The organism is Bacillus sp. P14.5 (assembly GCF_003316765.1).
In the GTDB taxonomy this organism is placed as follows: Bacteria; Bacillota; Bacilli; order Bacillales; family Bacillaceae_B; genus Rossellomorea.
On record NZ_NIJF01000117.1, the window covers coordinates 57,173 to 70,475 of the forward strand.

A 13,303-nucleotide genomic window follows, 5' to 3' on the forward strand; every position below is an offset into this window, starting at 1 on the left:
GTTTTTTGATGTTGATACCCGTTGAACCTAACTGTAATTAAAATCTAAGCTGAAGAGACCTGTTACTTTTGGTTTTTCAATCCTCAAAATTCTGTTAAGATAAACACATAAAGATTTTTCGACAAACCAATAACCCTCATATCGAATCAGGTCGAAAATGAGAGAAAAATTGAGGAAATAAGAGAAAATATATTATTCTTGAGATTTTTTCTAAAATTTAGAGGATTTCTTATTGCTTTGTCGAAAATTTACTTTAGAATGGAAAATAGAGATTGGATATGGATCATATCGGATTGAGGAGGAAAACTGTAGTGAATTCAATTAAAGTGTGTGTGGTAGATGATAATCGTGAGTTAGTATCGTTACTGGAGGAGTATATTTCATCCCAAAATGACATGGAGGTCGTTGGGGTCGCTCATAATGGACAAGAATGCTTAGAAATGCTGGATGAAGTGCAGCCGGATGTTATTGTGTTAGATATCATCATGCCTCATCTTGATGGCTTGGCTGTACTTGAGCGCATCAGGGAACGCAATGTCATTCCAAATGTAATCATGCTGACGGCTTTCGGACAGGAAGATGTAACAAAGAAAGCTGTGGACTTAGGGGCTTCCTATTTTATTCTAAAACCCTTTGACATGGAAAATCTGGTCAGTCACATCCGTCAGGTAAGTGGAAAATCAAGTCCGGTCTTCAGAAAATCATCTATGACACGATCTGCTGCAGAATCAAAGCCTAGGAATCTTGATGCCAACATAACAAGCATTATCCATGAAATTGGTGTTCCTGCCCATATTAAAGGATATCTTTATTTAAGAGAAGCCATCTCCATGGTGTATAAAGATATTGAACTGCTGGGTTCAATCACGAAAGTTCTGTATCCTGACATAGCCAAGAAATTCAACACGACTGCCAGCCGTGTGGAACGTGCCATACGCCATGCCATCGAAGTTGCGTGGAGCCGCGGTAATATTGATTCCATTTCGAATTTATTCGGGTACACGGTAAGCATGAGCAAAGCGAAACCTACCAACAGCGAATTCATCGCAATGGTTGCCGATAAGCTTCGTTTGGAGCATAAAGCTTCTTGAAAGAGTGAGGATTAATATAAGCAATAATACTATCTTTTAAAGTTAATCATAATCAAAACCTGGTAAATCTTTTGATTTATCAGGTTTTATTTTTCGTGTGACAGGATAGAGGTATAAACGGAAAACGATTTCGATTATGAATTTTAGTTCATCATGAAATGGAGTTGCTCTATATGACCTTAATTTTTGCCCACCGGGGATCTGCAGGGACTCGCCCTGAAAACACAATGGAAGCTTTTGTGGAAGGAGAGCGTGCAGGTGCAGATGGAATGGAGCTGGATGTTCAGCTTTCAAAAGATGGAGAAGTTGTGGTGATCCATGATGAAACAGTGGACAGGACGACGAATGGAAAAGGATTTATAAAAGATTTAACACTTAAGGAAATTAAGAAATTGGATGCAAGCTACAAGTTCAAAAAGTTTTTGCAGAAGGTCCGTATTCCGACTTTAAGGGATGTTTTTGACTGGATGGAGACAAATGAAATGATTTGCAATATCGAATTGAAGAATGGGATCATTCCATATCCTCAGCTGGAAGAAAAGGTGGTATCGCTCATTGAGGAATATGGTTTTCAAAAAAGGACCATCATTTCATCGTTTAATCACTATTCGATTGTGCATTGCTACAGACTTAACCCGGATGTAGAGATTGCCCCGCTATACTCTAACGGTTTGTTTATGCCCTGGGTATATGCTCAATCAATAAATGCCAAAGCGATCCATCCCAACGTAAAGGTGGCGCCTGATGCACTAATCATTGACTCCATGAAGGCTGGAATTAAAGTGAGGCCTTATACCATAAATAGTGAGACTCTTATGAAACGGCTGTTTACGATTCAGTGTTCAGCCATAATTACGGATTATCCCGAGAAAGCTGTCAACCTGAAGAAGTCCATGGGAGTGTAAGGATTACTTTGAATCAAGCAATAGGTAGAGGGGAATTATCAATAGTACAGAAAAAGAAATTTAGCGCTGAGAGAACTAACAATTAATATCAATGAAATCAAAAAATCTATCCATTAAACGGATAGATTTTTTGTATTAGGAATCCCTGTTCCTGAAACGGTCCTGAACTTTATTTCTTTTTCGATCTCTATGAAGGATGAAACCGGCAATGAAACCCAGGCCGCCTAAGAAAAACAGGAGTCCCAGAACGAATTGCAGCCATAATGCCGGAAAAGGCGGCTGAAGTATTCCAAACAGCATATCTCTCATCAGTTTTATTCCCAGTGCTGCAAGTGCTCCGGGTATAAGCATGATGATTAATGCGATCAATCTTTGCATAGCTTTATTCTCCTCTAATCTTTGTTTCTGGAGATATTATATCACAGAAGAAATTTGTCAACCAAAGGAAGTTGCGCTAAAATGAGAGAGTATGAAAGATATTGCAGTCTCAATACCAAGAGGTGGAAAGAACTTGCAAAAGGTTTTAGTAGTTGGCGGTGGAAAAGGCGGAATAGCGATTCTTAGAATTTTGAGGGAAACCTCGATGCTCGAAGTCGCTGCTGTTTGCGACCTGAATGAGGACAGTCCGGGTATCCGTTATGCAAAAGAAAACGGAATACCTTTCGGAAATGACTGGACAGAATTTCTCGATGAAGAAATAGATATCATTATAGAAGTCACGGGAGACCAGGCGGTATTCGAGGCCCTGAGAGAGGCCAGGGGGAAAAATGCTGTCGTCATTCCTGGAAGTGTAGCCTATTTGACGGCAAAGCTTCTTAAAGAAAAGGAACACCTTATTGACGAAATGAAGTTTGGCAATTTCAAACGCGATCTCATCCTGAATTCGACGGGTGATGGCATGGTAGGGATCGATACCAGCGGAACGATTATTTTGTTCAATAGAAGTGCTGAAAAAATGATCGGGACAGCTGCTGCAGATGCTTTGGGGAAACACATCTATGAAGTGATACCTAAAAGTGAACTGCCCAGGGTGCTTGAGTCCCGTAGAAATGAAGTCAATAAAGAACTGGTTTTGGAAAATGGGCTGAAAATCATTACAAACCGAATCCCGATGATCACAGAGGATAATGAGGTCGTAGGTGCTTTTTCTGTATTCAAAGATATAACGGAAGTCGTTAATTTGGCAGAGGAAATTACCGATCTTAAAGAAATCCAGACGATGCTTCAAGCGATCATTCAATCAAGTGATGATGCTATATCGGTTGTGGATGAAGAGGGAAAAGGAATAATGATTAACCCTGCCTATACGAGGATAACAGGCCTCGCTGAGGAAGAAATCATTGGAAAGCCTGCAACTGCCGACATATCCGAGGGTGAAAGTATTCATTTGAAGGTGCTTCAAACTAGGAGGGCAATCAGAGGAAGCAAGATGAGGGTAGGGCCAAACAAAAAAGAGGTCATCGTCAATGTGGCACCCATCATTGTGGATGGGAAACTTAAAGGCAGTGTCGGCGTCATTCATGACGTATCTGAGATTCAATCATTGACCAACGAATTGGATAGGGCTAGACGGATTATCAGGACCTTGGAAGCCAAATATTCCTTTGATGATATTGTTGGTGTTTCAGAAGAGATGAACCTCGCAGTCGAACAAGCGAAACTAGGTGCCAAGACACCGGCAACTGTTTTACTTAGAGGGGAATCCGGGACAGGGAAAGAGCTGTTTGCCCATGCCATCCATAACGCCAGTGACAGAAAATATAATAAATTTATACGAGTGAATTGCGCTGCGATATCCGAGAACCTGCTAGAAAGCGAACTTTTCGGATATGAAGAGGGAGCCTTCTCGGGTGCCAAGCGCGGCGGGAAGAAAGGATTATTTGAAGAAGCGAATAACGGCAGCATCTTCCTTGACGAAATAGGTGAATTGAAAGCGGATACGCAAGCTAAGCTCCTAAGGGTCCTGCAGGAAAGTGAAATTGTAAGAGTGGGCGGCACGAAGTCGATCAGCATAAATGTAAGGGTCATTGCCGCGACCAATGTGAATCTTGAAAAAGCTATCTCCAGCGGAAGCTTCCGGGAGGATCTTTACTATAGGCTGAACAGGATGCCGATTCAGATACCTCCTTTGCGGACGAGAAAAATAGACATCCCGTCTCTAAGCGAGGTGCTCATCCATAAGATCAACCAGGATTATGGACGGAATGTTGAAGGGATTAATCCTTCCGCGATGGACAGGCTGATGGATTATCATTGGCCCGGAAATGTTAGGGAGTTGGAAAACATCCTCGGCCGGGCAATAATATTCATGAAATATAATGAAACGATCATTGAACCGAATCATCTGCCGTTTTTAGAGACAGCTCCGGAACGCAAGGATGCGTTGAATCTTCCTGCAGGTCCGGAGGGCGGTGACCTGGCTTCCATGCTGATTCAGTACGAAAAGAATATTATTAAAGAAGTTTTAGAGCATAATAAAGGCAATAAAACGGCTGCCGCCAAATCACTTAATATATCAGTGAGAAATTTGTATTATAAGCTGGAAAAACATAAAATTGAATCAGATAGCACGCAAGATCTTGCAGACTAAGAAAAAGATTGCGCATTATAATTATTAAAAATGAAGCGTTTTCAATAGTTGTTAGTTGGCACGATTCTTGCATGTATATAAGAGTGTGAAGGTGAGATTTAGGAAAGGGGTTGAAACAACTTATGAATTTAGACCATTTAATAGAACAGGCAACCCATTTGAAAGACGCTACAGTTGCAGTAGCGGCAGCAGAAGACAAGGAAGTCCTGGAAGCTGTTTCCATGGCAGTGGACCGCGGAATGGCCAAGTTTTTGCTGTTTGGAGACAGTGGGAAGATAAACGAAATTTTGAAAGCTGTTTCACCTGAGCTTTTGGACAGTCCGGCTGTATCTATTCTTCACGCTGACAGCATAAAAGAAGCTGCTGAATCCGCTGTAAAAGCTGTGAGGAACAACGAGGCAACCGCATTGATGAAAGGAAATATCGCCACTGCGGTGATTTTGAAGGCGGTTTTAAATAAGGAATTCGGACTAAGAACCGGCAGTGCACTATCACATGTGGCCGTTTTCGAAATTCCGGGCTATGACAGACTGATTGTTTTGACTGATGCCGGAATGAATATTGCGCCGGATCTTGAGCAGAAGGTTCAAATCATCAATAATTCGGTTGGCGTTGCCAAAGGAATCGGCATCGAGAACCCGAAAGTTGCTCCGCTTGCAGCTGTTGAAGTGGTGAATCCATCCATGCAGGCAACAGTGGATGCTGCCGTTCTTACTCAAATGAACAGGAGAGGGCAGATCAAGGGCTGTGTAGTAGATGGACCGCTTGCACTCGACAATGCTGTTTCACTTGAAGCGGCCGAGCATAAAGGAATTCACAGCGAGGCTGCCGGCAAGGCTGATATATTACTGGTCCCGAATATAGAGACAGGTAATGCACTATATAAATCACTTATTTATTTTGCTGGGGCAAAGGTTGGAGCAGTCATTGCGGGAGCAAAGGCACCGATTGTCCTTACCTCAAGGGCAGACAGTGCGGAAAGTAAATTGTATTCATTGGCACTGGCGATCTGTTCTGCCTCTAGATAAAACTTAAAATATAAAACATACTCAGGGAGGAAACAAAAATGAAAATTTTCACTTATATGGAGAAATACGATTACGAGCAACTATTATTCTGCCAGGATGAAAATTCCGGATTGAAAGCGATTATCGGTATTCACGATACTACACTCGGACCAGCTCTTGGCGGTACTCGCATGTGGACCTATGATTCTGAGGAAGCAGCTATTGAAGATGCTCTTCGCCTGGCAAAAGGTATGACATACAAGAATGCAGCGGCAGGACTTAACCTTGGTGGAGGAAAGACTGTTATCATCGGAGATCCCCGCAAAGATAAAAACGAAGAGATGTTCCGTGCGTTCGGACGTTTCATTCAAGGTTTGAACGGCCGCTACATAACAGCGGAAGATGTGGGAACTACAGTGGCTGATATGGATCTTATTCATGAAGAAACTGATTATGTAACTGGAATTTCCCCTGCTTTCGGTTCTTCCGGGAACCCTTCTCCAGTAACAGCTTATGGTGTTTACCGCGGAATGAAAGCCGCTGCCAAAGAAGCTTTTGGAACTGATTCTTTAGAAGGCAAAACAATAGCCGTCCAAGGTGTAGGAAACGTGGCATTCACACTTTGCCGCCACTTGCATGAAGAAGGCGCTAAATTGATCGTGACAGACATTAACAAAGAAGCTGTTCAGCGTGCTGTAGATGAGTTCGGTGCCAAAGCAGTAGACATCAATGAAATCTACAGCGTGGATTGTGATATATATGCGCCATGTGCTTTGGGTGCCGTAATTAATGATGAAACAATCCCTCAAATAAAAGCAAAAGTAATCGCTGGTGCTGCCAACAATCAGCTTAAAGATACAGCACATGGTGACACCATTCACGAAATGGGTATCGTTTATGCCCCTGACTATGTAATCAATGCCGGCGGGGTAATCAATGTTGCAGATGAGCTTTATGGTTATAACCGTGACCGTGCGATGAAAAAGGTAGAAGGCATTTACAATAACGTAGAACGTGTAATCGAAATCGCAAAACGTGACGGCATTCCGACATACCTTGCAGCTGACCGCATGGCTGAAGAGAGAATCGAAAGAAACCGCAAGTCACGCAGCCAATTCCTGCAAAACGGAAAGCATATCTTAAGCTACCGCTAAGCTGCAGGAAGAAAACGCTTGGCTTCTTGGAAGCGAAGCGTTTCCCGGTTGGTAAGTGAGCATTCCCAGCCGGCTGTAATTTCCTTTAAAGATGAACAAGGGGTGCAGGAACAGAAAGAGAAAAAGGGGCCACTAAAGAAAGGCAAATGCTTTTCTACATTGGAGGTAACAACATTGGAAGCGAAAGAACATCGAATTCTGGTCATCAATCCTGGTTCTACATCTACGAAGATTGGTGTATTTGATAACGAAATCTCAATTTTTGAAAAGACATTGAGGCATGATGCTGAAAAGATCAATGAATTTGAAAGCATCATCGATCAATATCAGTTTAGAAAAGAAACGATACTTGAAACCCTTGATGAAGAAGGGATCAACATTTCTAAGCTCAGTGCAGTTTGCGGACGCGGGGGTCTTTTGAAACCGATCGAAGGTGGAACATACTCGGTCAATGAAGAAATGCTGAAAGACTTGCGTGAAGGATATTCTGGCCAGCATGCCTCCAACCTCGGCGGCATCCTTGCCTATGAAATTGCAGAAGGACTCAACATCCCTTCTTACATCGTCGACCCGGTGGTAGTGGACGAGCTTGCGCCGATTGCAAGAATATCAGGTGTTTCCCTTATCGAGAGAAAAAGTATTTTTCATGCCCTTAACCAAAAAGCGGTTGCCAGAAGGGTTGCCAAAGACCTGGACAAGAAATATGAGGATCTTAACCTGATCATCACTCATATGGGCGGAGGTATTACTGTAGGAGTCCATAAGAACGGCAAGGTTATTGATGTAAATAACGGCCTTCACGGAGATGGTCCTTTCAGCCCTGAGCGCGCCGGTACAGTTCCGGCTGGTGATTTGGTCGATCTGTGCTTCTCAGGTAACTATTACCGTGATGAAATTATGAAGAAGCTTGTTGGACAAGGCGGTTTGGTTGGATACCTTGGAACCAATGACGCTGTCAAAGTAGAAAAAATGGTGGAAAAAGGCGATGAGAAAGCTAAGCTCGTGTACGATGCGATGTCTTATCAGATTGCCAAGGAAATCGGGTCCGCCAGTGCTGTGCTGCAAGGGAAAGTGGATGCGATAGTCCTCACCGGAGGCTTGGCTTACGGAAAAGAGTTTGTTAAACAAATCAGTGAAAGAGTCAACTGGATAGCAGATGTCATCGTTCATGCCGGCGAAAATGAGCTTCAGGCACTTGCCGAAGGAGCGCTTCGCGTATTGAAGGGTGAAGAGCAGGAAAAAGACTATCCGGGAAATGTGAAAACAAAAGCGACAGTTTAATATACAGGAGGAGGAATACCATTGGCTGAAGAGTATGATTTGGTCATCCTGGGAGGCGGGACCGGCGGTTATGTTGCGGCTATCCGTGCTTCTCAATTAGGACTGAAAACAGCAATCGTCGAAAAAGGAAAACTTGGCGGGACATGCCTGCATAAAGGCTGTATCCCCAGTAAAGCGCTTCTTCGCAGTGCCGAAGTGTATGCAACTGCCAAAGACGCTGAAAGCTTTGGAGTCATGATCAATGATGTGAAGCTGGACTTTACACGCGTCCAAGAGAGAAAAGAAAAAATCGTTGAGGGTCTTCATAAAGGTGTTCAGCACTTAATGAAGCAAGGAAAGATTGACGTATTTGAAGGCATGGGAAGAATTCTCGGGCCATCCATTTTCTCTCCTATGCCTGGAACAGTCTCTGTTGAAATGAATAACGGAGAAGAGAACCCAATGCTGATCCCTAAGAATGTCATCGTTGCTACGGGCTCCCGCCCAAGGACGCTGCCAGGGCTTGATATCGATGGAGAATTTGTTCTTTCTTCTGATGAAGCGCTTGAACTCGAGAACCTTCCAGAGTCCATGATAATCGTCGGCGGCGGAGTGATCGGAATTGAATGGGCTTCCATGCTTTCTGACTTTGGCGTGGACATAACTGTCATCGAATATGCTGATAGAATCGTACCGACAGAGGATCACGAAATCTCCAAAGAAATGAAGCGCCTGATGAAGAAAAAAGGCGTCAAGATTGTAACAGATGCAAAGGTACTGCCTGAAACTATTGAAAAAGACGGCGGAGTGAAGATCAAAGCTGAAATCAAAGGAGAGCAAAAAGAATTCTCTGCAGATCAGCTGCTGGTTTCTGTAGGGCGTCAGGCTAACACAGAAGGAATTGGGCTTGAAAACACTGATATTATAGTCGAAAAAGGCTTCATTAAGGTGAACAAGCATATGCAGACAAAAGAGTCTCATATATACGCGATTGGTGATGTAATCGGCGGCCTTCAACTGGCTCATGTCGCATCACATGAAGGGATTTCAGCTGTTGAGCATATGGCGAATGAAAATCCAGAGCCGATTGATTACAACCTTGTTTCAAAGTGCATTTACAGCAATCCCGAAATCGCGAGCGTTGGATTGACTGAAAATCAAGCTAAAGAAGCAGGCCATAACCTTAAAATCGGGAAGTTTTCTTTCCGTGCCATTGGGAAAGCACTGGTTTACGGTGAGTCTGATGGCTTTGTGAAGATCATTGCTGATAAAGACAATAATGATATCCTCGGCGTTCATATGATCGGCCCTCATGTCACAGATATGATTTCAGAAGCAGGGCTTGCAAAAGTCCTGGATGCGACACCTTGGGAAGTAGCGCATACTATCCACCCGCATCCGTCGCTGAGCGAAGCAATTGGGGAAGCTGCATTGGCAGTAGACGGCAAGGCGATTCACTCATAAGTTTTTTGATAGTTTTTCCCACACCCATTAAGGGATGTGAGCACATAAGAGGAGTCGGAGAGCCAGCAGGTTCTCCCCCTATAAATGTTTGGGAGGTAAAATAAATGGCTGAAAATCGTCATGATGCTCTTGGTTTATCCAATGAGAAAGTATTAGAAATGTATGAAACTATGTTGATGGCACGTCGTATTGATGAGCGGATGTGGTTATTGAACCGTTCGGGTAAAATTCCATTCGTTATTTCCTGCCAAGGCCAGGAAGCTGCGCAAATAGGTGCCGCTTTTGCATTGGACCCAGAAAAAGATTACGCTCTGCCTTACTACCGTGATATGGGGGTTGTACTCACATTCGGTATGACGGCAACAGAACTAATGCTTTCAGGATTTGCGAAAGCGGAAGACCCGAACTCCGGCGGACGCCAGATGCCTGGTCACTTTGGGCAGAAGAAAAACAATATCGTAACAGGATCTTCACCGGTTACAACACAAGTACCGCATGCTGTAGGGATCGCCCTTGCAGGGAAGATGGAGAAAAAGGACCTTGTCACATTCGTTACTTTCGGTGAAGGTTCATCCAACCAGGGTGATTTCCATGAAGGCGCTAACTTTGCGGGAGTACATAAGCTTCCTGTTATCTTCATGTGTGAAAATAATAAATATGCGATTTCTGTTCCTATCGAAAAGCAATTGGCTTGTGAAAATGTTTCCGACCGTGCAATTGGTTACGGCATGCCGGGTGTGACAGTAGATGGAAACGACCCTCTAGAAGTATACAAAGCGGTGAAGGAAGCAGCAGACCGCGGACGCAGAGGCGAAGGCCCTACTTTAGTTGAAACAATCTCTTATCGTCTGACTCCTCACTCCTCGGATGATGATGATCGCAGCTACCGTTCTCCAGATGAAGTGGCGCAGGCGAAAACAAAAGATCCAATCATCACTTTTGGTGCTTACTTGAAAGAAACAGGCGTTATGAACGACGAACTTGAAAAAGAAATCAATGACCGTGTTATGAAAATTGTCAATGAAGCAACGGATTATGCAGAAAATGCACCATATCCAGAGCCTGAGAGCGCACTGAAACATGTGTACGCAGAAGAGAAGTAAGGGGGAATAATTCATGGCAGTAATTTCTTATATTGATGCAGTTACAAAGGCAATCCGTGAAGAAATGGAAAGAGACGAAAAAGTATTTGTTCTTGGTGAAGACGTCGGTAAGAAAGGCGGAGTGTTTGGCGCAACTAGAGGCCTTTATGATCAATTTGGCGAGGACCGTGTCCTGGATACGCCGCTTGCCGAATCTGCCATCGCTGGTGTTGGGATCGGTGCGGCTATGTACGGCATGCGTCCGATAGCAGAAATGCAGTTCGCTGACTTCATCATGCCTGCAGTAAATCAGATTATTTCTGAAGCTTCTCGTATCCGTTACCGTTCTAATAATGACTGGAGCTGTCCAATGGTTATTCGTGCCCCTTATGGCGGCGGTGTCCATGGAGCACTTTATCACTCTCAGTCGGTTGAAGCAGTATTCGCTAACCAGCCTGGGCTGAAAATAGTCATGCCTTCTACACCTTATGATGTGAAAGGGCTGCTAAAAGCAGCCATTCGTGATGAAGATCCTGTTATGTTCTTTGAGCACAAGCGTGCTTACCGATTGATCAAAGGTGAAGTTCCTGATGATGACTACGTTCTTCCTATCGGGAAAGCAGATGTTAAGCGTAAAGGGGAAGACTTGACTGTCATCACTTACGGACTATGTGTCCATTTCGCTTTGCAGGCTGCAGAAAGACTTGCTGAAGACGGCATCGAAGCAGAGATCCTTGACCTTAGAACCATATATCCATTGGATAAAGAGGCGATCATCGAAGCAGCTTCTAAAACAGGTAAAGTACTTCTTCTTACAGAGGATAACAAAGAAGGAAGCATTATGGGTGAAGTAGCGGCTATCATTTCCGAAAACTGCCTGTTTGACCTCGATGCTCCTATCATGCGTCTTGCCGGCCCTGATGTTCCTGCTATGCCATATTCACCGACAATGGAGAAATACTTCATGGTGAATCCTGATAAAGTTGAAAAAGCGATGCGTGAGCTTGCGGAATTTTAATAGGCTCTTTTCGTAAACTATGTTGCTTTTTCACATGAATTAAGTGATTACACCATAATTCACCTGGGATATCCTGGTAAGAAAGATAGAAAAGAGCTGCTCATTCTGAATAGAGAGAGTATCTGAGTATCCGGGGAAAAATCGGGCTTTTGGGATTTTTCCGAAAGCAGCAATTTATGTGAAAAAGCCTTTTAATAAAAGCTACTAAACCAAAATGCAGTTAAGGAGGGTTCCTCTTTGGGTATTGAAAAAATGAAAATGCCTCAGCTCGGGGAAAGTGTTACAGAAGGTACAATCAGCAAATGGCTTGTAAGTCCTGGAGACCACGTCAATAAGTATGATCCAATTGCTGAAGTCAATACAGATAAAGTGAATGCGGAAGTGCCGTCTTCTTTTACAGGAACAATTAAAGAGTTGATCGCTGAAGAAGGAGACACATTGGAAGTAGGCGAATTCATCTGCTCCATCGAAGTGGAGGGCGGCGGTTCAGCTGAAGAAGCTCCAGCCCAACAAGATCCTGTTAGTGATTCTGCTCCTCAGGAAGAAAAGACAGAAGCTAAGAAACCAGTAAAGAAAGCTGAAAAAGGCCAAGGGAAAGTACGCTTTTCGCCAGCGGTCTTAAGATTGTCACAAGAGCATGACATCGATCTTGAACAAGTCGAAGGCAGCGGCAAAGAAGGAAGAATCACTCGTAAAGACCTTCAAAAGCTGATTGACTCAGGAAATATTCCTAAACCTGGCGATGCAAAAGCTTCTGCACCGGCTAAAGAAGAGCCTAAGCAAGCTCCTGTTGAGGAGGCACCGGCGCCGGCTGCTGCAGCACCTTCAAAACCAGCTGCAGCTTCGAATGTACCTGTTATGCCTGGCGATATTGAAATCCCGGTTACAGGAATCAGAAAAGCGATCGCTTCCAACATGCTGCGCAGCAAACATGAAGCTCCCCATGCGTGGACTATGATGGAAATAGATGCTACAAACCTTGTGGAATACCGCAGCAAGATCAAAGGTGAATTCAAACAGCGTGAAGGATACAACCTTACTTTCTTTGCGTTCTTTGTAAAAGCAGTAGCGCAGGCTCTTAAAGAATTCCCAATGATCAACTCAATGTGGGCAGGGGACAAAATCATCCAGAAGAAAGACATCAATATCTCAATCGCCGTGGCGACAGATGATGCACTCTTTGTTCCGGTCATCAAGAATGCTGATGAAAAAACAATCAAAGGCATTGCCCGCGAAATCACTGAACTTGCCGGAAAAGTCAGAAGCGGCAAGCTGAAATCAGAAGATATGCAAGGTGGAACTTTTACAGTGAACAACACAGGTTCATTCGGTTCCGTTCAATCAATGGGAATCATCAACTACCCTCAAGCGGCCATCCTGCAGGTAGAATCCATTGTTAAGCGCCCTGTCGTAATGGACAATGGCATGATTGCTGTAAGAGACATGGGTAACCTTTGTATGTCACTTGATCACCGTGTTCTGGACGGATTAGTATGTGGACGCTTCTTGCAGCGCGTGAAAGAAATCATCGAAAACATTTCTAAAGAAAATACATCCATCTATTAATAGAAGAAAACCGGTTTGCCCAGCGCAAACCGGTTTTTTAAATTGCTTAGCAAGAAAAGGGCCAGTCCCTCTTAGTACTTTAAAGCAGTGAAGCGCATTTTCTAAAGTTTAGTCGCTATTATTGAAGTGCGGGCCTATTTTTTATATACTAAAATAGCATTAGTGA

Annotated in this window: 11 protein-coding genes; 10 read left to right on the forward strand and 1 reads right to left on the reverse strand. The window is 43.7% G+C overall.

Annotation, left to right across the window (positions count from 1 at the left end; translation table 11 throughout):
• The first annotated feature begins 311 nt into the window (after nt 1–311).
• Together spo0A and B9Z54_RS24195 are read left to right on the forward strand one after the other, a co-directional pair.
• Nucleotides 312–1,091 (forward strand): sporulation transcription factor Spo0A, encoded by a 780-nt coding sequence (gene spo0A / locus B9Z54_RS24190; RefSeq protein ID WP_113930894.1) that lies wholly within the window; start codon nt 312–314, stop codon nt 1,089–1,091.
• 173 nt (nt 1,092–1,264) lie between these two features.
• Nucleotides 1,265–1,996 carry a glycerophosphodiester phosphodiesterase gene (locus B9Z54_RS24195; protein WP_113930895.1) on the forward strand — a complete coding sequence of 244 codons (732 nt, stop codon included), beginning with the start codon at nt 1,265–1,267 and terminating at the stop codon, nt 1,994–1,996.
• A gap of 135 nt (nt 1,997–2,131) precedes the next feature.
• On the opposite strand, the gene B9Z54_RS24200 is transcribed toward B9Z54_RS24195, so the two are convergent.
• On the reverse strand, nt 2,132–2,374 hold the full coding sequence (locus B9Z54_RS24200; RefSeq protein WP_113930896.1) for a DUF2627 domain-containing protein: 243 nt from the start codon (nt 2,372–2,374) through the stop codon (nt 2,132–2,134).
• Between the two features lie 91 nt (nt 2,375–2,465).
• Here B9Z54_RS24200 and B9Z54_RS24205 point away from each other — a divergent pair, with 91 nt between their 5' ends.
• The 8 genes from B9Z54_RS24205 (at nt 2,466) to B9Z54_RS24240 (ending at nt 13,137) form a co-directional block, all read left to right on the forward strand.
• Nucleotides 2,466–4,586 (forward strand): sigma-54 interaction domain-containing protein, encoded by a 2,121-nt coding sequence (locus tag B9Z54_RS24205; protein ID WP_481747826.1) that lies wholly within the window; start codon nt 2,466–2,468, stop codon nt 4,584–4,586.
• 122 nt (nt 4,587–4,708) lie between these two features.
• Nucleotides 4,709–5,614, forward strand: a complete 906-nt coding sequence (yqiS, locus tag B9Z54_RS24210; protein WP_113930898.1) for a phosphate butyryltransferase — start codon at nt 4,709–4,711, stop codon at nt 5,612–5,614.
• A gap of 38 nt (nt 5,615–5,652) precedes the next feature.
• Complete coding sequence (bcd, locus tag B9Z54_RS24215; protein WP_113930899.1) at nt 5,653–6,747, forward strand: branched-chain amino acid dehydrogenase; 1,095 nt, start codon at nt 5,653–5,655, stop codon at nt 6,745–6,747.
• Nucleotides 6,748–6,921: 174 nt separating this feature from the next.
• Entirely contained in the window at nt 6,922–8,028 is a 1,107-nt protein-coding gene (gene buk / locus B9Z54_RS24220) for a butyrate kinase (protein ID WP_113930950.1), read from the forward strand.
• A 21-nt stretch (nt 8,029–8,049) separates the two neighbouring features.
• Nucleotides 8,050–9,471: a dihydrolipoyl dehydrogenase gene (gene lpdA, locus B9Z54_RS24225; protein WP_113930900.1), complete on the forward strand. Its 1,422-nt coding sequence runs from the start codon at nt 8,050–8,052 to the stop codon at nt 9,469–9,471.
• Nucleotides 9,472–9,575: 104 nt separating this feature from the next.
• On the forward strand, nt 9,576–10,574 hold the full coding sequence (locus B9Z54_RS24230) for a thiamine pyrophosphate-dependent dehydrogenase E1 component subunit alpha (protein WP_113930901.1): 999 nt from the start codon (nt 9,576–9,578) through the stop codon (nt 10,572–10,574).
• A gap of 13 nt (nt 10,575–10,587) precedes the next feature.
• Nucleotides 10,588–11,571 (forward strand): alpha-ketoacid dehydrogenase subunit beta, encoded by a 984-nt coding sequence (locus B9Z54_RS24235; protein ID WP_113930902.1) that lies wholly within the window; start codon nt 10,588–10,590, stop codon nt 11,569–11,571.
• Between the two features lie 237 nt (nt 11,572–11,808).
• Nucleotides 11,809–13,137 (forward strand): dihydrolipoamide acetyltransferase family protein, encoded by a 1,329-nt coding sequence (locus tag B9Z54_RS24240; protein WP_113930903.1) that lies wholly within the window; start codon nt 11,809–11,811, stop codon nt 13,135–13,137.
• Nucleotides 13,138–13,303: the final 166 nt, after the last annotated feature.

Excerpts from the sequence above, each read along its gene's own strand:
- B9Z54_RS24235 (WP_113930902.1), top strand. The coding sequence starts at position 10,588 with ATGGCAGTAATTTCTTATATTGATGCAGTTACAAAGGCAATCCGTGAA.
- B9Z54_RS24195 (WP_113930895.1), top strand. The coding sequence starts at position 1,265 with ATGACCTTAATTTTTGCCCACCGGGGATCTGCAGGGACTCGCCCTGAA.
- yqiS (WP_113930898.1), top strand. The coding sequence starts at position 4,709 with ATGAATTTAGACCATTTAATAGAACAGGCAACCCATTTGAAAGACGCT.
- bcd (WP_113930899.1), top strand. The coding sequence starts at position 5,653 with ATGAAAATTTTCACTTATATGGAGAAATACGATTACGAGCAACTATTA.
- B9Z54_RS24205 (WP_481747826.1), top strand. The coding sequence starts at position 2,466 with ATGAAAGATATTGCAGTCTCAATACCAAGAGGTGGAAAGAACTTGCAA.
- B9Z54_RS24230 (WP_113930901.1), top strand. The coding sequence starts at position 9,576 with ATGGCTGAAAATCGTCATGATGCTCTTGGTTTATCCAATGAGAAAGTA.
- B9Z54_RS24200 (WP_113930896.1), bottom strand. The coding sequence starts at position 2,374 with ATGCAAAGATTGATCGCATTAATCATCATGCTTATACCCGGAGCACTT.